The following is a 21050-nucleotide window of genomic DNA, read 5'->3' as shown; positions in this document are numbered from 1 at the left end:
CGCCGGCCGGTCGCCTTCTCCGCGGCGGCCTCGTCCCCGGTTCGGCCGCCGCGGTCCGGATCCTCCTGGGGGGCGCTCACGCGTGGCCCCGGTTGCGGCGGCGCACGCCGCGCGGGGGCCGGCCGCCCAGGTAGGAGGCGCCCGGGTCCACGAGGAAGCCCTGGGCGAGCGCGGTGCGGCCCACGAGCATGCGGAAGCCCATCTCGTCGCGGTGTGTGAGGGTGACCTCGGCGTCCACGGTGCGCCCGGCCAGGCGCAGCGGCATCATCACCACGACGCGCTCCTGGACCTCGCCGTTGGAGGAGCGGACGGCGCGCAGGTCCGCCACGGGCAGGTCCACGAGGCGGGCGTCGGCCGCGGAGGCCTGCCAGGGGTGCACCTCGAACCGCACCCGCGCGGCCCCGTCTGCGCCCGTGTACCGCTCGATCCCGAACGCGTGCAGTGCCGACGTGCGGGCGCCCGTGTCGATCTTCGCCTTGATCCACGGCGTCATCGCCTCGGGCAGGCCCACCCACTCGCGCCAGCCCACCACGACGCCGGGCGCTGCCTCGCGCACGGGGCGCGCGTCGGCGTCGGCCTGCGCGGGGCGGGTGGCGGCGTCGTGCGCGTCCCCGTGGGGCGGACGAGCGGCGGCGCGGCCCGGGGTGTGGTTGGATTCCGTCACGTGACCCATCTTGGCAGGTGCCCCCGGTGAAGCTCGCGATCCTCTCCCGTTCCCTGCGGGCCTATTCCACGCAGCGTCTGAAGTCGGCGGCGCTGGACCGTGGGCACGACGTGAAGGTCCTCGACACCCTGCGATTCGGGATCGACCTGGCCGGCGACGAGCCGGACATGATGTTCCGCGGCAAGCCGCTCTCCAGCTACGACGCCGTGCTGCCGCGCATCGGCAACTCGGTGACGTACTTCGGCACGGCCGTGGTCCGCCAGTTCGAGCAGATGGACGTGTACACGCCCAACACGGCCGCGGGCATCATGAACTCGCGGGACAAGCTGCGCGCCTCGCAGATCCTCTCCCGCCACGGGATCGCCCAGCCGGCCACCGTGTTCGTGCGCAACCGCGGCGAGGTCTCCACGGCGATCGACATGGTCGGCGGCGCCCCCGTGGTCATCAAGCTGCTCGAGGGCACCCAGGGCATCGGCGTCATCCTGGCTCCCACCAAGAAGGTGGCCGAGGCCATCATCGAGACCCTCCACGGCACCAACCAGCAGGTGCTGATCCAGCGGTTCGTGGAGGAGTCCAAGGGCAAGGACGTCCGCGCCCTCGTGGTGGGGGACCGCGTGGTGGCCGCCATGCGCCGTCGCGCGCAGGGGGACGAGTTCCGCTCCAACGTGCACCGCGGCGGCACCGTGGAGCAGGTGGAGCTCAGCGAGGAGTACGCCGAGACCGCCGTGCGCGCCGCCCACATCATGGGCCTGCGCGTGGCCGGCGTGGACATGCTGGAGGGCGAGGACGGTCCCCTGGTCATGGAGGTCAACTCCTCGCCCGGGCTGGAGGGCATCGAGCGCGCCACCACGCTGGACGTGGCCGGGGCGATCGTGGACTACATCGCGGACCAGGCCGGGTTCCCGGAGGTGGACGTGCGCCAGCGCCTGGCCGTGTCCACCGGGTACGGCGTGGCGGAGATCGCCGTGCTGGCCGGCTCGGACATGGCCGGTCAGAGCATCGAGGACTCCGGCCTGCTGGAGAAGGACCTGCAGGTGCTCACGCTGCATCGCGGCGCCTCCGTGTTCCCCAATCCCGCGGACTCGAAGGTCCTCGAGGAGGGCGACCGCCTGCTCTGCTTCGGCAAGACGGAGAACATGCGGGCGCTCATCCCGGCCCGCTCCCAGCGCCCCAAGCGGGTGAAGAAGCTGCCGAAGAACCCCATCATCGAGGCCCCGCCCGTCGAGCCGGCGGTCCGCCCGGACGCGGAGTCCGGGGAGAGCTGAGCCCCGCCCCCACGGGCGACGGCGGGGCAGTGAACACCCGCGGCGGGGGCCGCGTCAACGCGGCCGTCCCCAGATCGAACGGATCTGTCCACAGAAGTTGTCCACACGTGTGGACGACGCGGGCGGCGGTGTGGAAAGAGAGCATGTCAGGCGGGCGGCGGTGGGGCTGTTCACCTCGAATCCACCATCTGTCAAGTCGTCGGAGCGGGCCGAGGCGGGGTGGAAGAACTTGGGCGCACCTTTCTTCTCACTGCATCGTCCCATGTCAGAGGCGGATGGGCCGCGGATCCGAGGAGTTCTCCCCAGGGTTCTCCCCAGCATGTGCACACGACACGCCGCCGAATCCCCATGTTGTCCACACAGGCTGTGGAAAACGCGGTTGCCCGACCTCCCCGCCGCGCGTAGTGTCCCGTGGTATCCCCAACGCGAGGGCGGGTATTGGCCGCAGGTGACCACTGACAGGCGCGCATCCGTCCAGACCGTCGCCCCGGGGACCGCCACGCCCCCGCCTGCATGGGGGCGGGCGGCCGGGCGGGGATGCCGTCAGGAAGGTGAGCCGGGGGATCCCGGCCGTGGGTCGCCGTCGTGGTGGCCGTGGGAAGGGAGTCTCCGCACGTTGACTGAAGACTACGGAGACTCGGGCTCCTACGGCGGCGGCCGCACCCCTGAGCGGTTCCTTCCGCCCCAGGACCTGGAGGCGGAGCGCTCGGTGCTGGGCGGCATGATGCTCTCCAAGGACGCGATCGCGGACGTGGTGGAGCTGCTGCGCGGGCACGACTTCTACCGGCCGAGCCACGAGATGATCTACGAGGCGATCATCGACCTCTACGGACGCGGCGAGCCCGCCGACGCCGTCACCGTGGCGGACCTGCTGAACAAGCGCCAGGAGCTCACCAAGGTGGGCGGCCCGGCCGTGCTGCACGAGCTCATCCAGACCGTGCCCACCGCCGCCAACGCCAGCTTCTACGCGGAGATCGTGGCGGAGAAGGCCGTGCTGCGGCGCCTGGTCTCGGCCGGCACCAAGATCACCCAGCTGGGGTATCAGGGCGACGGCGAGGTCGAGGAGATCGTCAACGAGGCGCAGTCCGAGGTCTACAAGGTGGCGGAGAACCGCCAGTCCGAGGACTACGTGCGCCTCGCGGAGATCATGGAGCATGCCGTCGACGAGATCGAGGCGGCCGGCAATCAGGGGGAGGGCCTGACGGGCGTCCCCACCGACTTCTACGACTTCGACGAGCTGACGCAGGGCCTGCACGGCGGGCAGATGATCGTGATCGCGGCGCGCCCCGCCGTCGGCAAGTCCACGCTCGCGCTGGACTTCGCGCGGGCCGCGGCCATCCACCACAACATGGCCACCGTGTTCTTCAGCCTCGAGATGGGCAAGAACGAGATCGCCATGAGGCTCCTGAGCGCCGAGGCGACGATCGCGCTGCAGGACCTGAGGAAGGGCACCATCCGGGACGACCAGTGGTCCAAGATCGCCGCGACCGTGGGGCGACTGAACGAGGCGCCGTTCTTCATCGACGACTCGCCGAACATGACCATGATGGAGATCCGCGCCAAGTGCCGCCGGCTCAAGCAGAAGAACAACCTCAAGATGGTGGTGCTGGACTACCTGCAGCTCATGAGCTCCGGCAAGAAGGTGGAGTCCCGTCAGCAGGAGGTGGCCGAGTTCTCCCGCGCCCTCAAGCTGCTGGCCAAGGAGCTCGACGTGCCGGTGATCGCGTTGAGCCAGTTGAACCGTGGCAGTGAGCAGCGCACGGACAAGCGGCCGCAGGTGTCCGACCTGCGCGAGTCCGGCTCGATCGAGCAGGACGCGGACATGGTGATCCTGCTGCACCGCGAGGACGTGTACGACAAGGAGTCCCCGCGCGCCGGCGAGGCGGACCTGATCGTGGCCAAGCATAGGAATGGCCCGACCAAGACCATTGTGGTGGGGTTCCAGGGGCACTACTCGCGGTTCTCGAACCTGGCGAGTGATGCGGGTGGTGGCCCGGGCGGGTTCTGACCCCCCGTGTCGAGATGCAGCGAAGATTGCACAAACGCGTGAGTATGTTGCATACCGCGACACGCCGTTCGGAGCTTGTGTCGAGATGCAGCGAAGATTGCACAAACGCGCCAATATGCTGCATACCCGCCTCGGCGCCTGAAGGCTTGACACCTGTCACGCTGTCGAGATGCAGCGAAGATTTCACAAACGCGCAAATATGTTTCATACGACCACGAGCCACTTAGGTATTGACAGTTGAACCCTGTCCGGGTGCAGCTCGTGGTTCTCCAGTCAGCCCGTGTGCGACGCTGACGCCATGAACCAGCCCTCCATGGCCACCCTGTCTTCGGGAAAAATCACCCTGCGTGACGCCCGTCGCGGGACCACACGGGATGTGGAACTGGAGCCCTTCGAGATGGCCGTGCACCCCCTCCGTGACCGGAGCACCGGACGCCCGCTCACGCCTCTGACATGGTTCGAGACCATCAACCTCTGCAACGAGCTATCCAATGCTGAAGAGCTGCAGCCGGCCTACACGCATGCTGGGGACGGACGCTCCGTCACCTGGAACACGAGCGCTGACGGGTACCGATTGCCCACCGAGGCCGAGTGGGAGTACGCCTGCCGCGCCGGAACGACCTCGCCCACCTACGGGCCGCTTGAAGACATCGCCTGGACCAGCCTCGACCACCTTGAGGGCCCCCAGCCCGTCGGCATGAAGAAAGCCAACCCGCACGGTCTGCACGACATGCTCGGCAACATCTGGGAATGGTGCTGGGACTACGCCGATCCCGCCCGCTACGGCGACTACCGCAGTCTGCGCGGGGGTGGCTGGGCGGATGAACCCTGGAGCGTGCGCGCCTCAGTGCGCCGGGGCAGCGCCCCGGACGCCGTCCTGGAGGACGTGGGACTCCGCCTGGCCCGGGGTCTGGTCGGCAGCCCGGGACAAGCTCAGGGCTGGTCCCATGAGGCAGACAGGCAACGAGCCGCCATCTGCGGGCCGCTTCCCGTGGGGTGGACACCCTTGCGGGAGATCTTCGCCTGAGAAGGGAACCGCCCAGCCTCATTCGGCGGAACGGAGCCGATCCGTCGGCAACGACAACATCACCGTCGCGGTGAGATCCGGCGCCTTGGCCACCGCCCTGTCATCGAGCCGCGGCGCCACTGTGACGGCCTCTCGTGAGAACTCCTGGATGCCCACGGGCACCCATGCGTCACCCTCGGTGCGAAGCAGCCACTGTTCGCCCAACGCCTGCAAACCGACGGTGTCAAGCAGTTCTTCGGCCTCGGTCGACTCCATGGGTTCACCGCATCGCCGACGCAGGAGGTCGTAGGGGATGAAGAGGCCTTCGTCGGTCATCTCGATGTACCCGACGTGCTCGCGGTCATCAGCGCGGAGGTGATCTAAAACAGTGGTCACGGTGACAGCCTAGAGTTGTCGACTCGATACCCCAGCCTGCTCCCCGCCCCAGCACGGCAGGGGCGTCCGGCCAGGCTCCCTCACACACCGGATCCCGCCCCCTCTCCGAACGGTTCACGGCGAGTCGCGTGCAGTCTTTGCTGCATCTCGACAACCCCGAGGGTGACGACGTCCTCCACGGGATCGGCCCGGCCACTGACTGTCCCCGTGCTGCTGCGCCCGCGCGCCTTCACCAGGGTCACCGTCAGAGACCCCTGCCTGGGGTCTCCGGCACCGCGCTTCCCGAGCGTTGACCCCACTCACTGACGGGTCTGGGCGCGAGTCGGTTTCGTACCAGTCTTCGCTGCCTTCGTCGATGCGGCAAGGCAGTCCACGGTTCTGATGAGCCGAGGGGTCACTACTCTCCGACGCGCAGCGCCAGAACCCAGCGGATCGCCCCGCAGCATCGGTGCACCACAAGGCACACCTCGGACGCTCCAACCATTGTTTGCAGCACTTGCGCAATGCAGCTCACACGATCGCCTCCCTCCTTGCGGAATACCTGACATGGGTATACGTTTGACTAGTACACGTACCCGGTAGGGGTACTCCCGACGTACAACCCGACATACAAGGAGGACACCTGATGGCTTCGAACGATTACCAGGTGACGGGCATGACCTGCGGCCACTGCGAGATGTCGATCCGCGAGGAGGTCAGCGAGATCCCCGGCGTCCAGGACATCCAAGTCAGCGCGCAGACCGGCAAGCTCAACGTCACCGCCGAGGGCGAGATCGACGACGCCAAGGTCCTCGCGGCGGTCGAGGAGGCCGGCTACTCGGCGGTGCGCGTCTGATGAAGGCCGGAGGACGGCTCGCGCTCTACGGGGCCGGGTTGGTGGTGGCGTTCGGCGGGGCCTTCGGCCTCGCCGGCGCCGTCATTCCCGATAGCTTCGCAGCAGCATGGGCAGAAGGAAGCGGCGTGAACGCACACGGTGAAGGGCACGGCGACGCTGCGCAGGAAACCGCGGAGCCCGCTCTGAACGGGGTCTCCGCAAGCGCGGACGGCTTCGTGCTCTCTCCGGTCCAGGCCCCCACGGCCGCAGGCGAGGATGGAGACCTGAGCTTCCAGATCCTCGACGAGTCCGGCGAACCGGTGACCGAATACACCACCGCGCACGAGAAGGACCTGCACCTGATCGCCGTGCGCACCGACGGCGCCGGCTTCCAGCACGTGCACCCCGAACTCGACACGAGCACAGGCACCTGGTCGGTGCCGTGGACCTGGGACGAGGCGGGCACCTACCGCGTGTACGCCGACTTCACACCCGCGGGCGAGGAAGCCGAAGGCATCACTCTCACCCGCGCAATCGAGGTCGCGGGCGACTTCACCCCTGTCGAGACCGAGGCGCAGCCCACCGACGAGGTCGACGGATACACCGTCTCCCTCAACGGCGACCTCACTGCGGGCACCTCAAGCGAGCTCACCATCTCGGTCGAGCGTGACGGTCAGCCGGTGACCACGCTGGAGCCTTACCTGGGCGCGTTCGGCCACTTAGTGGCGCTGCGCGAGGGTGACCTCGCCTACCTGCACGTCCACGCCGAGGGCGACCAGCCCCAGGCCGGGGACACGGCCGGACCCGACATCGGATTCGCAGCGGAGGCCCCGACCGCCGACCGTTACCTGCTCTACCTGGACTTCCAGGTCGACGGGCAGGTGCACACCGCCGAGTTCGTGATCGACGCCGAGCATGGTGACGGCACGAAGACAGACGATTCGCATTCCGACGGCCACTGACCCGCAGGGCCCGGCGTCGCACGAGAGCTGAGAAAGAAGGAAGAGGATGAGCACATCAGCGCCCCCAACGGGTGGGCCGGACATCGAGTTGGAGATCGGCGGGATGACCTGCGCCTCCTGCGCGAACCGGATCGAGAAGAAGCTGAACAAGCTCGATGGCGTCGCGGCCACCGTCAACTACGCCACTGAGAAGGCTAAGGTCACCGTGCCTGCCGGCTACGATCCGTCACTGCTGGTCGCCGAGGTCGAGAAGACCGGGTACACGGCCGCACTGCCCAAGCCCAAGGACACTACGGCGAACACGTCGGAGACCGAGGCCGGGGAGGAGGAAGACAGTGAGCTCACCTCGCTGCGGCATCGGCTGATCGGCGCGATCGTGCTCACTGTTCCCGTAATCGCGATGGCGATGATCCCCGCGCTGCAGTTCACGTATTGGCAGTGGGCCTCACTCGCCCTGGCCGCACCGGTGATCATCTGGGGAGCTTGGCCGTTCCACAAGGCGGCGTGGACAAACCTCAAGCACGGTGCGGCGACGATGGACACGCTCATCTCGATGGGCACCTCCGTCGCACTGCTCTGGTCGCTCTACGCGCTCTTCCTCGGCACTGCCGGCACTCCCGGCATGACGCACCCCTTCGAGTTCACGATCGCTCCGTCGGATGGCGCGGCGAACATCTACCTCGAAGTCGGCGCGGGCGTGACGATGTTCATCCTCGCCGGCCGCTACTTCGAGAAGCGATCCAAGCGCCAGGCCGGGGCCGCGCTGCGCGCCCTCCTGGAGCTGGGCGCGAAGGAAGTCGCCGTACTCCGCGACGGCGTAGAGGTGAAGATCCCCACCTCTGAGCTGGCGGTCGGCGACGAGTTCATCGTCCGTCCAGGCGAGAAGATCGCCACCGACGGTCTCGTGACCTCCGGCTCCTCCGCGGTGGACGCCTCGATGCTCACCGGCGAGTCCGTGCCGGTCGAGGTCCGCGAGGGCGACTCGGTCACCGGTGCCACCGTCAACGCCGGCGGCCGCCTGGTCGTGCGGGCGACTCGTGTGGGTTCGGACACACAGCTCGCACAGATGGCGAAGCTCGTCGAGGACGCGCAGACCGGCAAGGCCGAGGTGCAGCGTCTGGCCGATCGCATCTCCGGCATCTTCGTGCCGATCGTCATCGTCGTCGCGTTCATCACCCTCGGCGCCTGGCTGGGAGGCGGGTTCCCCGTCGCCGCCGCGTTCACCGCAGCGGTCGCCGTGCTCGTCATCGCCTGCCCCTGCGCGCTGGGTCTGGCAACCCCGACCGCGCTGCTCGTCGGCACCGGGCGCGGTGCGCAGATGGGCGTCCTCATCAAGGGTCCGGAGGTGCTGGAGTCCACTCGCAAGGTCGACACCGTCGTGCTCGATAAGACCGGCACCGTCACCAGCGGCAAGATGACTCTGACCGACGTGATCACTGAGCCCGGTGTGGATCGTGCGGAGCTGCTGCGTTTCGCCGGTGCACTGGAAGACTCTTCCGAGCATCCGATTGCGCAGGCGATCGCCAAGGGCGCGACCCAGGAAGTCGGCCAGCTGCCTACTCCAGAGGACTTCGCCAATGTCGAGGGCAAGGGCGTGCAGGGCATCGTCGAGGGGACCCCGGTCGTCGTCGGCCGCGAGTCTCTGCTGGCGGACTGGTCGCAGAAGCTCTCTCCGGAGGTCGCACAGGCGAAGGCCCAGGCCGAGGGCGAGGGCAAGACGGTCGTCGCGATCGGCTGGGACGGTGCTGCGCGTGGCATCCTGGTCGTCGCCGACACCGTCAAGCCCACGAGCGCCGAGGCGATCCGCGGGCTCAAGGAGATCGGCCTGACCCCGGTGCTGCTCACCGGTGACAACGAGGCCGTGGCCCGCCAGATCGCGTCCGAGGTCGGCATCGACGAGGTCATCGCCGAAGTGCTACCCAAGGACAAGGTCGACGTCGTCACCCGCCTCCAGGAAGAGGGCAAGATCGTCGCGATGGTCGGCGACGGCGTCAACGACGCCCCCGCGCTCGCGCAGGCCGACCTGGGCCTCGCGATGGGCACCGGCACGGACGTCGCGATCGAGGCCTCCGACATCACGCTCGTGCGCGGTGACCTGCGGGCCGCCGTCGACGCGATCCGCCTGTCCAGGAAGACCCTGTCGACGATCAAGACCAACCTGTTCTGGGCATTCGCTTACAACACCGCCGCGATCCCGGTCGCTGCGCTCGGCATGCTCAACCCCATGCTCGCAGGTGCGGCGATGGCGTTCTCCAGCGTCTTCGTCGTCGGCAACAGCCTCCGCCTGCGCGGGTTCACGAGCGTCGCCTCGAAGTGACGTACGAGAACCCACCCATCCACACGAATCCAATAACGAAGGAACACCAGAGAATGAGCAGCTGCTGCAGCACGAACGAGACCAACCCGGCCGTGGAGAACGGTGGACGCGAGAACCTTCTTGGCGGGGGCGCCGATGACATGACTACCTGCCCGGTCATGGTCGGCACCCCGGTCAGCAAGAAGACCGCCGAGGCCGCCGGCCTCTACCGCGACTTCGAGGATGAGCGCTACTACTTCTGCTGCGCTGGCTGTGGGCCCGCGTTCGATTCGGACCCAGCCAAGTACGCCGCCAACATGGCGTAATCCACCAGCGTGCGGGGTGCCGCGGCACCGCTGCGGCACCCCGCCACCTGATCGGAGCGAGCCGACATGACCACTACGACTCCCACCACCGAAACCCATCTCGACACCTGCCCCGCAGGAGGCGACGGCGACGCGTCCGTCCACGGATACATCAGCGATAAGACGAAGTACCGCAATCGCCTGCGCCGCCTGGAAGGCCAAATCCGCGGCATCGATCGGATGGTCGACGAGGACCGCTACTGCATCGACATCCTCACCCAGATCTCCGCAGTCACCAGGGCACTCGAAAACGTCGCCCTCGGCCTGCTCGACGATCACCTCAAGCATTGCGTCCTCGACGCCGCACTCGCCGGCGGACCAGTCAGCGAGCAGAGGCTCGGCGAGGCGTCCGAGGCCATCGCCCGCCTCGTGCGCTCCTGACGCCGGCGCATCAGTTCGATCACGACCAGCATCCAGGAGTTCTTCTATGACCCCACAGCACGTCCTCATCCTCGGATCGGGAGCAGCCGGGGCCGCAGCCGCCCGCACTCTCGCCTCACGCGACGATGTCCGGGTGACGCTGGTGACCCGCACCGGGGAGACGCCCTATACGCGGATGCTCATCAAGGGAATCGCGTTCGGTCAGACACCGCCGGAGATGATCAAGCTCCCGCTGCCTCAGATCGAGGTCATCGCCGACACCGTGCTTAAAGTCGATACCTCGGCGAAGCAGGCCCAGTTGACCTCCGGCGCACAAGTCTCCTACGACGCGCTCATCGTCGCGACCGGGAGCATGCCCCGCTCCCTGCCCGCTGACGTGTTCGGCGGCGACGACGCCGGACAAGGGCGGGTCACCGCTCTTCACTCCGTGGGGGATGCCCTGGGCATCCGAAAGCTGCTGACCGGACTGGGGCGACCCGCGCGGGTAGCGATCTACGGCGGTGGAATCATCGCAGCCGAGACGGCCTCGTCTCTGCAAGCCGACGGACACATGGTCACGCTGGTCTCCCGCAGTTCAGTTCCCGGCGTCGGAGCGTTTGGGGCGCCCGTGGCTGAGCGCCTCGCCGCCGACCATGCCGCCAAGGTGCAGGCCCGATTCGGTCGCACTCTCCAGCATGTCGACGAAACAGAATCCGGTGTCACCATCACCCTCAACGACGGAAATCCCGTCGTGGCTGACTTCCTTCTCCTCGCGCTCGGCACGACGCCCGCAGCCCCGTCACCGTGGACGAACGGTATCGACGTCGACGATCACCTCCGCGCCGCGGCAGACCACGTCTACGCAGCCGGAGGCGTGGCCACGCACCACGACGAAGCACTGGACGCCTGGCGCATCGACCATTGGGAAGACGCCGCCGCACAGGGTGCGCATGCCGCGCGGGCCGCATTGCACGACCTCGGCGTTAGCGACGATCCGGGCGCCTACCTGCCACGCAGCCCTTACATGGCAATGGTCTACGGTCAGATGATCTCCGGAGTCGGGTACACAGCCGGCGCAGACGCCCACCTGGAAGCGGGTGAGGAGTTCATCGTCCGCCACGAGATCGACGGCATCGTCGTCGGCGTCACTGGCATCGACGCAGTCGGCACCGTCTACCAGTGGGGGCAGCAGCTCCACGGCGTGCGGGCATAGGCAATGGCGGGAGACTGTATTAGGCAGATCCCACGGTGGGGCTTCGTGCTCTCGCTGGCAGCGACCATTCTCATGATGGCCGCTGCCAGCGCGCCGTCCTTGTTCTATCCCCAGATCGCCGAACGGCTCGGACTCATCCCCGTCGCCACCACACTCGTGTTCGCGGTCTACACCTTCACCCTCCTGGCCGCGCTGCTCTACCTCGGACCACTCTCCGACCACGTCGGCCGACGTCCGGTCGTGGCCGCCGGTTCTTTGGCGCTGGCGCTGAGCGTGGCCATGTTCTGGTTCGCCGGTAGCCTCGCGGCGCTCCTGGTCGCCCGAGCCTTGCAAGGGCTCGCAGCGGGTCTGCTGATCCCGGCGCTGTCGGCGATGATGATCGACTTCGAGTCCCCGTCACATCGGAACATCGCAGCCCTGTGGAACACGATCGGCCCGATGATTGGCCTTGGGGCCGGGGCTCTCGGTGCTGCACTTCTCCTCGATCTCACCTCCGAACCGACAACTGCCGTCTTCGGGTCGCTCGTGCTTGCCTTCCTCATCGTGGCAACGGTCGTGTGGAGCACACCGGAACTGGTCCCGAAGACCCAGATACGACGTGGCGACCTCCGTCCGCGGTTCACCGTGCCACCGCACCTACGCCGCATGTTCACCGTCGGAGTGCCCGTGATCATCGCCGGGTGGGCGACCAACGGACTCTTCCTTGCGCTCGGAGCCGACCTCGTCGGCAGTGAGCTTGGGGGCTCCACGCACACCCAAGCTGGGATCGTCCTCTTCGCACTGGCGATCTCCGGAGTCACCGCCTCCTCCGTCCTACAGCGGCGTTCCGCCCGCACCATCAGCCTGTATGCGACCAGTGCCCTGGCGTTCGGCACCGCAGTGAGCATCGGCGCCCTCGCACTCGGTTCCTACCCAGCCTATGTCGCCTCGGTCGCGATCGTCGGTTCCGGGTTCGGCACAGCGTTCCTCGGGGTACTGCGCACACTCATGCCCCACACGGCATCGTCGGAACGCGCCGCCGTGATGGCTGTGATCTACACAGTTGCCTACCTGGCATTCGGCGTGCCCACCATCGTCGCCGGATTGCTCGTGCCGGTGCTCACCCTGTCGAGGACGATGACGATCCTCGGTGCGATCATCATCGCCCTCAGCCTCGTCGCCACCGTCCTGCGCCTGCGCATCCCGCACCCGGCCGCAGGCCCGGCAGAGGCTGACGACTTCCCCGAGCCTCCCACCGGCTCTCACCGCCGATCCGCACCCGACCGAGAGGAGCAGCCATGACCTACGTGATCGCGCTTCCCTGCGTGGACGTCAAGGACCGCGCCTGCATCGACGAATGTCCTGTCGACTGCATCTACGAGGGCGAACGCTCGCTCTACATCCACCCCGACGAATGCGTCGACTGCGGAGCCTGCGAACCGGTCTGCCCCGTCGAGGCCATCTACTACGAAGACGACCTGCCCGACGAATGGTCTGACTACTCCAAGGCCAACGTCGAGTTCTTCGACGAGTTGGGTTCTCCCGGAGGAGCCGCGAAGACCGGACCGACGGGCTTCGACCATCCCCTCATCGCCGCATTGCCCATCCAACACGAGCAGACCCTCTGAGAAGGGGTTTCCGATTGATCCATACCGACACAACACACAAGTCTTGACTAGTACCCCCTAGGGGTATAGGGTAGGCATATTGATGAAAGGAAATGACATGCAGAGGAGACTGCGAACAGGACTGGCAGCGGGAGCCCTCGGAGTGGCGCTCGTGCTCGCCGGTTGCGCCAGCGGAGCAGACGACAACCAGCAGACCGACCCCTCGGCTACTGAGGAGCATCAGGGCCACGGCGGCAACAACGCAGAAAGCGGTGATGAAGAGATGGAGCACCCGATGGACGGCGGACCGGCACCCGAGGGTATCGCCGAAGCCAGTGAGCCCACCTACCCTGTCGGTACCGAGGTGCAGCTCACGGCCGACCACATGGAAGGCATGGAAGGGGCTACAGCAACGATTTCCGGCGCATTCGACACGTACACGTACTCCGTGAACTACACGCCCGCAGGTGGCGGCGACCCCGTCACTGATCACAAGTGGGTCGTGCAGGAAGAAATTGAGGATGCCGGCGACGCGCGCCTGGCCGACGGCACAGAGGTGACTCTGCTCGCCGAGCACATGGAAGGCATGGAAGGCGTAAAGGCCATCATTGCTTCGTCCACCGATGAGACGGTCTACATGGTCGACTACGAGACGGACGGCATGAAGATGACGAACCACAAGTGGGTCGTCGAGAGCGAGATCCAACCAGCGTCCTGAGCCGACGTTCGCTTGCCCGGCCACCGGGTGAGCGGCAATCGGCCTGGCTCGATGACGGAGGAGAGGAATCATGACGGACCCGAACTCACAACAGCATCACGGTCACGAAACCGATACACCCGCCCACGGCGAGCATCACCACGGGTCTGTGTCCGCGCACGCCTCGGCGGATGCGCACGGCACGCGCGAGGGTCAGCACACCGGGCATCAGGGCCACGCCATGGACCACGGGCAGCACTCAGGCCACACGGGCCTCGACGAGCACGGCGGCCACGATGAGCATGCCCAGCACGGTGGGTACGGAGATCACAGCGGCCATGGCGGGCACGGGGACCACGTTGGCCAGTTCCGCCGACTGTTTTGGATCAACCTCGTCATCGCCATCCCCGCGGTCGCCCTCTCACCGATGTTCGCCATGCTGCTGGGCTACGAGGTCCCCGGCTGGGCGGGCTGGGTCGCCGCGGCACTGGGCACCGTCATGTACGTCTGGGGCGGCAGGCCCTTCCTCACCGGTGCCGTCAGCGAGTTGAAGTCCCGCAAGCCCGGGATGATGCTGCTCATCGCTCTGGCGATCACGGTGGCCTTCTTCGCTTCCTGGGCCGCCACGCTCGGGCTCGTCCATCATGAGCTCGAATTCTGGTGGGAACTGGCGCTGCTGATCGTAATCATGCTGCTGGGCCATTGGATCGAGATGCGCTCCCTGGCCCAGACCACCTCGGCGCTCGACTCGTTGGCGGCACTGCTGCCAGACGAGGCCGAGCGCGTCGAGGGCGAGAACGTCGTCAAGGTGGCCCCAGCCGACCTCGACGTGGGCGACGTGGTCCTCGTGCGCCCCGGCGGCAGCGTCCCGGCTGACGGAACCATCGTCGACGGCCGCGCCGAGATGGACGAGTCCATGATCACCGGCGAGTCCCGCCCGGTCTCTCGCGGCGAGGGCCAGACCGTCACCGCCGGCACCGTCGCCACCGACTCCGGCCTGCGGGTGGAGATCACCGCCACCGGTGACGACACCGCCCTGGCCGGCATCAACCGGCTCGTCGCCGAGGCGCAGAACTCATCCTCCCGCGCCCAGCGGATCGCCGACAAGGCCGCGGCCTGGCTGTTCTGGTTCGCTCTTGGCGCGGCGCTGGTCACTGCGGTCGTCTGGACGCTCATCGGCATGCCCGACGAGGCCGTCGTGCGCACCATCACCGTGCTCGTCATCGCCTGCCCCCACGCCCTCGGCCTGGCGATCCCGCTGGTCGTCTCCATCGCCACCGAGCGAGCCGCCCGCGGCGGCGTCCTAGTGAAGGACCGCCTGGCGCTGGAGTCCATGCGGCAGGTCGACGCGGTCCTGTTCGACAAGACCGGCACGCTGACCAAGGGCGAGCCCACCGTCACCGGCGTCGAGCCGACCGGCGAACTCGACGCCGACCAGGTCCTCGCCCTCGCTGCCTCGGCCGAGGCCGACAGCGAGCACCCGCTCGCCAAGGCCATCGTCACCGCCGCCAAGGACAAGGGTTTTGCCCTCCAGCAGGCCAGCGGCTTCTCATCCTCGCCCGCCGTCGGCGTCACTGCGACCGTCTCCGGCCAGGAGGTCCGCGTCGGCGGGCCCCGGCTGCTCGAGGAGACCGGTCAGCACGAGGTCGGCACGGCCGAGGCATGGCGCTCCGAGGGCGCGATCATTCTGCACGTTCTCCGCGGCGGCCAGGTGGTCGGCGGGCTGAGGCTCGCCGACGAGGTCCGGCCAGAATCCCGCTACGCCGTCGACGCCCTCCACGCCCTCGGCGTCGAGGTCGTCATGATCACCGGCGATGCCGAGGCGGTCGCGAACGAGGTCGGCAAGGAGCTCGGCATCGACCGCGTCTTCGCCGGCGTGCGCCCGGAGGACAAGTCCGCGAAGGTCTCCCAGCTGCAGGAAGAGGGCAAGAGGGTCGCGATGGTCGGCGACGGCGTCAACGACGCCCCGGCTCTGGCGCAGGCCGATGTCGGCATCGCGATCGGCGCTGGCACCGATGTCGCCATCGCCTCGGCCGGGGTGATCCTGGCCAGTTCCGACCCACGCAGCGTGCTCTCGATCATCCAGCTGTCGCGACGCGCATACGGCAAGATGAAGCAGAACCTGTGGTGGGCCGCCGGCTACAACCTTCTTTCGGTGCCGTTGGCGGCCGGTATCCTCGCACCGGTGGGACTCGTCCTGCCAATGTCGATCGGCGCGATCCTGATGTCAGCCTCCACCGTGGTTGTCGCGCTCAACGCCCAGCTGCTGCGGCGCATCGACCTTACACCCGAAGCTAACACGCGTTCCGTCCTGGAGCGCCAGAAGTAAGGACATGCCCATGTCTGTCGATAACGATTCCCACCAGCACGGCTACATCAGCGACAAGGAGCGCTATCTCGGCCGCATGAAGCGCATCGAAGGACAGGCGCGTGGGATCGCGAAGATGATCGATGAGGAGAAGTACTGCATCGACATCCTCACCCAGGTCTCCGCCCTGACCCGTGCCCTCCAGGGGGTCGCGACTGGTCTGCTCGACGACCATCTCAAGCACTGCGTGCTTGATGCCGCCAAGCTCAGCGACGAGGCGGCCGTCGAGAAGATCCAGGAAGCCACCGACGCCATCAACCGGCTCGTTCGCTCCTGAACCCGGCCCCTGACCACCGCGTTCCAGGACACGGCGGGCACAAACCCTCAGGATGCCAGCGCGCTTGATCCTCGCCGACGCGCCGCCCGCCCGCGACGCGCTCACCTTCGCTCAGCGGGCCGCGCAGGCCGGTGCCCATGGCGTGCGCTTGCAGGCCGCAGCCGCGCTAACGCCCCGTGGCCCGCTCGACCGCACTCCTACGATCCTCGTCCTTCGCACGCTCCGCTCCGACCCCGAGCTGCAGTGCGACGTCACCGTCGACACCCTGACCGCGACCGCCGACCCCCTGACCCTGGCGCTGCCGGAGACCGCGCTGGCACCCGCCTGGACCAGCGTCGAACCCCCGCAACACGGGTGGAGACTTATTGCCGATGTGACCAGCCTGACGCTGATGCGCAGCGCCCGTGCCGGCATCGAGGCCGTCGCCCAAGCACTTCCCGACAAACCCGGCGACGATGTCGTCCGCAAGATCCGGGGCACGGTCTGGGGCACCCCGGACACGGCACTCGCATCGCTGCCACAAGGCGTTGCGTTCGCCGCCTACGTCTTCGGGTTCCTCAGCCGAGGAAACGGGGCCACGATCTCAACCGCCGGCCGTTGGACGCGGTTGACCCTCCCGACTGGACACGTGCTCCTGCGCGGACCCGTCGCCTCTGGCCTCACCCCGATCCGCCGCACCCGGCCACGCGTCTCCAAGTCCGTCACATCGATTGAATAACCCTTGATACCCTATAGGGGTATAGGGTAGTATTAATGACTATGAAAGAGGTTGAGCACGCGCACGCCACGTATGACACACCGCATCTGAATGCGGCGGTCGGAGTCTTCGCGTTGCTGGCGAATCTGGTGAGTGTGAAGATGATCCTCGCCATTCGCGACATCGAGGTCTCTGCCAATCATCTGGCGGACATCGTCGACCTTCCCGTCGACCAGACCTCCCACGAGCTTCACCGCCTGGAGTCGGCCGGGATCGTGAGTCGGCAGCGACGCGAGTCCCGCGACTTCTACCTATTGAACGGTGTGCATGCCGGGGCGCTGGCTGAGGCTGCGATCTTCCATGCCGAACATCAGCAGCAGGAACGCACTCGTGCAGGTTCTCCCACCTCGAACTTGCGACCGAACTGACAGAGGAGGCATCATGCCCCGTTTTTCCCGATTAACCCCTGAGACCGCAGTGGGGGCCTCACGAGACTTGCTCGGCGATCTCGTCGAGCGGCACGGCCAGGTCGGAGACATGGTCTCGACGATGGCGCACTCCCCGGCGGTGCTCGGCGGTTATCTCGACCTGAGCAAAGCCATGCGTCGCGCCAAGCTCGACCGTAAAGTCAGCGAGCTCGTTTCGATCGCCGTGCAGTCGAAGCAGGGATGCGGAATGTGCCTGGCCTCGCACATCAGCGCGGCACGATCGCTCGGGGTCAGCGATGACGAGATCGCACTCGCCCAGCAGGGTACGGCGATGACCAGCCCGGTCGCGGCGATGATCGCGCTCGGCCTCCAGGTCTACCGTGAGCCTACGTCGATCACCGACGAGCAGATTGACGAGCTTCGGGGATACGGGTACAGCGACCGTGAGATCTCTGATGTCGTCGGGGTCGTGTCGCTGAACATTCTCACCGGCGCCTTCAACCTGGTTGCTGGCCTCACGCCGGGCGACTGACTTCGCCGGCGACTTGGTGCCTTGGCCGAGAGGATAGGCAGCGGCCTGCAAAACCGTTTACACGGGTTCGAATCCCGTAGGCACCTCCACTTCCCGCTGAGCCCAATAGGACACACGTCGCAGGAGGCGAGTGATGGAGAGCCAGCACATCTCCAACGGGGACATGACACGCGCCGCGCGCATCCTCGTGAAGGTGAGCGCCCAATATATCGCCCGCGAAGCCAACGTGACCAAGGAAGAGTTGCGCGACTTCGAGAAGGGGCGACACGACTTGTCGGAGAAGAAGCAGGAGCGTGTGCGGGCCGCCCTCGAAGAATTGGGGGCAGAGTTTCTGCCTGACGGACCCAACGGCGGCTACGGCATCCGTCTGAAGTTCGGCCGTTCCAGGATCTACTCACTTGAACGTTGCGAGGGCGAGGGCGGGCCGCGGCTCACAACAGAGTCTGATCGTCGGACCCAGGCCCATGTGCCCTTCTCGGAACCGGATTCAAACCTGCCTTTTCACCTGGAAGATCGCACCACGGCCTCACTGCGCATCCTGGTGCCGTTGCGCCTGGGCCGGCTTTGGCCGTCACACCTTGCCTCTGTTCCAGGAATGGAAGCGCGGGCACGCTGAGCTCATCGAATACAGTCGCCCGACGGACCCGATCTGGGCGCTGCGCGACGGGGGCGATCGATGCCGCACTCATCCGCTCTTCTCCACCCAAACGTGCCATTGGTCCGGGTTTGGAGCGGTTACCGCTGTTCACCGAACGCCTGGTTGTATCGGTGACGAGCAGCGACTCCCGTGCCCGGCAGGAGTCGGTGACCCTAGCCGATCTCGCTGACGGGCCGGTGGCGGTCTGCGCGACCGCTCCGACGGCCACCGGGGAGCTGTGGAGTACGACTGCTCACATGCCGCGCACGATCTCGGTGGCGAACACGGGCGAGTGGTTAACCCGCATCGCTGTCGGCGACGCCATCGGCATCACTGCAGAGGCGACAACGCACAATCACCGCGCGCCGGAGGTGGTCTATCTGCCCATCGAGGATGCCCCACCGGTGACCGTGGCGCTGACCTGGCCAGGGCAGAGGAGGAGCCACCCGCAGGTGGGGGTCGTCGCCACCTGCGCACAGGACTACTTCACCCGACTCATCGACATCGGCTCCCCACCCCGCCTGCTCTCCACCGGGGCCGATGGTCAGCTGGCGTAGCTTCCCACTGCAGCTATGCGACCGACCATCCCCCAGGTAGCCCATCCTCGGGTGCGACGGGACCCCTGAGCTTCATTCCGCGTCGGAGCGACATATCACACTCGACAATATCGCTCTAGAGCGATATGATCGGCTTATGGCGATGATTCAAGAGAAGGGGGCAACCCTCGACGAAGTGGCGACGGTAGCGTACGCCCACCTGTTCCAGGCATTTGCGGAGCCGACGAGGTTAGCGATCGTGCAGCACCTCGCCTCCGGGGAGCACCGGGTCCGGGACCTGGTCGAGCACATGGGCCTGGCCCAGTCCACGGTGAGCAAGCATGTCGGCTTCCTCGTCGAGTGCGGCCTGGCGACGATGCGCCCGGAAGGGCGCTCCACCTGGTACTCGCTGGCACAGTCCGAGCTCCTGCGTACCCTCATCGCCGCTGCCGAACGCCTCCTCGATGCCACCGGCACGCAGGCCCTGCTCTGCACGCACCTGCGACTCCCACATACCCACCACGCGTCAGATACGGACAAGAAGTAGACATGGGCGCAGGACACAATCACGGCCCCGCCGCCAGCGAGACCGGTCACCCCGGAGATTTCCGCAAGAAACTCTGGATCGCATTCTCGATCACCGCGACGATCGTCGTTGCCCAGGCCATGGGCTCGGTCATCACCGGCAGCCTCGCATTGCTGACCGACACCGCCCATGCCATTACCGATGCGTCCGGCCTGCTGGTCGCACTGATCGCCGCGACGCTGATGCTCAAGCCCGCCAACTCCAAGCGCACCTGGGGGTTCCGGCGTATTGAAGTGATCGCAGCCCTCGGACAGTCGGCACTGCTGCTGGCGGTGGGCACCTACGCCGCCATCGAAGGCATCCGGCGACTGTTCGAGCCGCCGGAGGTGCCCGCAAGCGAACTGCTGATATTCGGCATCATCGGCCTGGTCGCGAACATCATCGCCATCACCATCCTCGCCTCCAGCCGCGGCTCGAACTTCAACATGCGTGCCGCGTTCCTCGAAGTTCTCAATGATGCCCTCGGGTCGCTCGGAGTGATCATCGCGGCGATCGTCATCGCCACGACCGGGTTCATGCAGGCCGATGCCATCGCCGGACTGCTTATCGCCGCATTGATCGTGCCTCGCGCGTTCAAGCTCATGCGCGAGACCACTGGCGTCCTTATGGAGTTCACTCCCAAGGGCCTCGACCTCGACAAGGTGCGTTCGCACATCCTCGAACTTGACCATGTCAAAGATGTCCATGACCTGCACGCCTCCACTGTGGCGACCGGCCTGCCGATCCTGACCGCCCACGTCGTCGTCGAGGACGAGTGTTTCACCGACGGTCGTGCCGCGCAGACGCTCCACGAGATCAAAGATTGCGTCGCAGGACACTTCGAGGTCTCCATCCATCACTCGACCTTCCAGATCGAGACCGAGCACATTGCCGAACATGAACCGGAAATCAGCAAGCACGACTGAACGCAGTGCCCCTCCCGGGCTCGTTCCGGGCGGGGGCGCTTCCGCGTCACGCAGGTAGGCACTACCCCTATGGGGTAGTAAGGCCAATTGGCGCCACGGGCAGACACGGGAAGGAATCCCATGAAAAACTTCAGGCCATTCCCGAAGTACGGCGGAACGAAAACCGCTGCAATCACCGTCGTGGTCGGTGCTTTCCTGCTCACCGGATGCACGGCCGCCAACGACTCATCCTCAGCCTCCCGGCACTAACGATCAGCTGTCACCAGTTCCTGCTTCACGCCCGCCAGCTGTTTCTCAACTGCTGACCTTTGCCTCGCAGCACGCTTCAGCAGGTCAAGTCCCTGGAAGTGGTGTAACCGTCTTCGAGGCATGAGAATCAGGCCAGGGCCGGCATCACCTCCGTGCCCATCACGGTGCCCGGTTCTTGCGTGAGGGGCTCGCGGCAGCGGGCC

At 66.8% G+C, this 21050-nt stretch carries 24 protein-coding genes and 1 tRNA gene; 22 read left to right on the top strand and 3 right to left on the bottom strand.

What is annotated here, in order from left to right; all coding sequences use genetic code 11:
• Positions 1-76: 76 nt before the first annotated feature.
• On the bottom strand, positions 77-664 hold the full coding sequence (locus MHY29_RS04205; RefSeq protein WP_370643442.1) for an ATP-dependent zinc protease: 588 nt from the start codon (positions 662-664) through the stop codon (positions 77-79).
• 26 nt (positions 665-690) lie between these two features.
• On the opposite strand from MHY29_RS04205, the gene rimK reads away from it, so the two are divergent.
• The 3 genes from rimK (at position 691) to MHY29_RS04190 (ending at position 4964) form a co-directional block, all read left to right on the top strand.
• On the top strand, positions 691-1929 hold the full coding sequence (rimK, locus tag MHY29_RS04200; RefSeq protein ID WP_239238342.1) for a 30S ribosomal protein S6--L-glutamate ligase: 1239 nt from the start codon (positions 691-693) through the stop codon (positions 1927-1929).
• A 616-nt stretch (positions 1930-2545) separates the two neighbouring features.
• On the top strand, positions 2546-3937 hold the full coding sequence (dnaB, locus tag MHY29_RS04195) for a replicative DNA helicase (protein ID WP_239238341.1): 1392 nt from the start codon (positions 2546-2548) through the stop codon (positions 3935-3937).
• 298 nt (positions 3938-4235) lie between these two features.
• Positions 4236-4964 (top strand): SUMF1/EgtB/PvdO family nonheme iron enzyme, encoded by a 729-nt coding sequence (locus MHY29_RS04190; protein ID WP_223246359.1) that lies wholly within the window; start codon positions 4236-4238, stop codon positions 4962-4964.
• Between the two features lie 18 nt (positions 4965-4982).
• Here the strand turns inward: MHY29_RS04190 and MHY29_RS04185 are convergent, their stop codons facing one another.
• Positions 4983-5339 carry a hypothetical protein gene (locus tag MHY29_RS04185; RefSeq protein WP_061873204.1) on the bottom strand — a complete coding sequence of 119 codons (357 nt, stop codon included), beginning with the start codon at positions 5337-5339 and terminating at the stop codon, positions 4983-4985.
• 625 nt (positions 5340-5964) lie between these two features.
• Here MHY29_RS04185 and MHY29_RS04180 point away from each other — a divergent pair.
• From MHY29_RS04180 to MHY29_RS04140, 9 genes are all read left to right on the top strand, one after another.
• Entirely contained in the window at positions 5965-6174 is a 210-nt protein-coding gene (locus tag MHY29_RS04180; RefSeq protein WP_006213359.1) for a heavy-metal-associated domain-containing protein, read from the top strand.
• On the top strand, positions 6174-7115 hold the full coding sequence (locus MHY29_RS04175; RefSeq protein WP_061873203.1) for a hypothetical protein: 942 nt from the start codon (positions 6174-6176) through the stop codon (positions 7113-7115). Before MHY29_RS04180 ends, MHY29_RS04175 begins: the two co-directional genes overlap by 1 nt.
• A gap of 46 nt (positions 7116-7161) precedes the next feature.
• Complete coding sequence (locus MHY29_RS04170; protein ID WP_061873202.1) at positions 7162-9432, top strand: cation-translocating P-type ATPase; 2271 nt, start codon at positions 7162-7164, stop codon at positions 9430-9432.
• Between the two features lie 140 nt (positions 9433-9572).
• Positions 9573-9737 (top strand): hypothetical protein, encoded by a 165-nt coding sequence (locus MHY29_RS04165; RefSeq protein ID WP_306462451.1) that lies wholly within the window; start codon positions 9573-9575, stop codon positions 9735-9737.
• 66 nt (positions 9738-9803) lie between these two features.
• Positions 9804-10157 (top strand): metal-sensitive transcriptional regulator, encoded by a 354-nt coding sequence (locus tag MHY29_RS04160; protein ID WP_006214162.1) that lies wholly within the window; start codon positions 9804-9806, stop codon positions 10155-10157.
• 46 nt (positions 10158-10203) lie between these two features.
• A complete protein-coding gene (locus tag MHY29_RS04155; protein ID WP_088477534.1) occupies positions 10204-11349 on the top strand; it encodes an FAD-dependent oxidoreductase in 1146 nt (381 codons plus the stop codon).
• 45 nt (positions 11350-11394) lie between these two features.
• Positions 11395-12630, top strand: coding sequence for an MFS transporter (locus MHY29_RS04150; protein ID WP_088477533.1), 1236 nt, complete (start codon positions 11395-11397; stop codon positions 12628-12630).
• Positions 12627-12956 carry a ferredoxin gene (gene fdxA / locus MHY29_RS04145; RefSeq protein WP_088477532.1) on the top strand — a complete coding sequence of 110 codons (330 nt, stop codon included), beginning with the start codon at positions 12627-12629 and terminating at the stop codon, positions 12954-12956. The genes MHY29_RS04150 and fdxA overlap by 4 nt, the downstream gene beginning before the upstream one ends.
• 97 nt (positions 12957-13053) lie before the next feature.
• A complete protein-coding gene (locus MHY29_RS04140) occupies positions 13054-13653 on the top strand; it encodes a YdhK family protein (protein ID WP_088477531.1) in 600 nt (199 codons plus the stop codon).
• 85 nt (positions 13654-13738) lie between these two features.
• Here the strand turns inward: MHY29_RS04140 and MHY29_RS12295 are convergent, their stop codons facing one another.
• Entirely contained in the window at positions 13739-13861 is a 123-nt protein-coding gene (locus MHY29_RS12295; protein ID WP_255718537.1) for a hypothetical protein, read from the bottom strand.
• Between the two features lie 198 nt (positions 13862-14059).
• Here MHY29_RS12295 and MHY29_RS04135 point away from each other — a divergent pair, with 198 nt between their 5' ends.
• The 10 genes from MHY29_RS04135 to MHY29_RS04090 all read left to right on the top strand — a co-directional run bounded on the left by MHY29_RS04135 (position 14060) and on the right by MHY29_RS04090 (position 20598).
• Positions 14060-15961 carry a heavy metal translocating P-type ATPase gene (locus tag MHY29_RS04135; protein ID WP_239238339.1) on the top strand — a complete coding sequence of 634 codons (1902 nt, stop codon included), beginning with the start codon at positions 14060-14062 and terminating at the stop codon, positions 15959-15961.
• Positions 15962-15971: 10 nt separating this feature from the next.
• Positions 15972-16277, top strand: coding sequence for a metal-sensitive transcriptional regulator (locus tag MHY29_RS04130; RefSeq protein ID WP_088477530.1), 306 nt, complete (start codon positions 15972-15974; stop codon positions 16275-16277).
• Between the two features lie 64 nt (positions 16278-16341).
• Positions 16342-16995, top strand: coding sequence for a hypothetical protein (locus MHY29_RS04125; protein WP_224356247.1), 654 nt, complete (start codon positions 16342-16344; stop codon positions 16993-16995).
• A gap of 35 nt (positions 16996-17030) precedes the next feature.
• The gene (locus MHY29_RS04120) at positions 17031-17402 is read left to right on the top strand and encodes a helix-turn-helix transcriptional regulator (protein WP_102708274.1); all 372 of its coding nucleotides are present in this window, start codon (positions 17031-17033) and stop codon (positions 17400-17402) included.
• Between the two features lie 13 nt (positions 17403-17415).
• Positions 17416-17934 (top strand): carboxymuconolactone decarboxylase family protein, encoded by a 519-nt coding sequence (locus MHY29_RS04115; RefSeq protein WP_088477527.1) that lies wholly within the window; start codon positions 17416-17418, stop codon positions 17932-17934.
• Between the two features lie 15 nt (positions 17935-17949).
• A tRNA-Cys gene (locus MHY29_RS04110) sits at positions 17950-18023 on the top strand.
• Between the two features lie 44 nt (positions 18024-18067).
• Entirely contained in the window at positions 18068-18550 is a 483-nt protein-coding gene (locus MHY29_RS04105; protein WP_180971856.1) for a hypothetical protein, read from the top strand.
• Positions 18499-19128: a LysR substrate-binding domain-containing protein gene (locus MHY29_RS04100; protein WP_088477526.1), complete on the top strand. Its 630-nt coding sequence runs from the start codon at positions 18499-18501 to the stop codon at positions 19126-19128. The genes MHY29_RS04105 and MHY29_RS04100 overlap by 52 nt, the downstream gene beginning before the upstream one ends.
• A 175-nt stretch (positions 19129-19303) precedes the next feature.
• Complete coding sequence (locus MHY29_RS04095; protein ID WP_224356246.1) at positions 19304-19654, top strand: helix-turn-helix transcriptional regulator; 351 nt, start codon at positions 19304-19306, stop codon at positions 19652-19654.
• A 2-nt stretch (positions 19655-19656) separates the two neighbouring features.
• Positions 19657-20598, top strand: a complete 942-nt coding sequence (locus MHY29_RS04090) for a cation diffusion facilitator family transporter (RefSeq protein WP_088477524.1) — start codon at positions 19657-19659, stop codon at positions 20596-20598.
• Positions 20599-21050 lie beyond the last annotated feature (452 nt).

It is taken from the genome of Micrococcus sp. ACRRV (assembly GCF_022346985.1).
Lineage (GTDB): Bacteria > Actinomycetota > Actinomycetes > Actinomycetales > Micrococcaceae > Micrococcus > Micrococcus porci.
The sequence above is the reverse complement of the archived record's forward strand: the minus strand, read 5'-3'. Positions and strand labels throughout refer to the sequence as shown.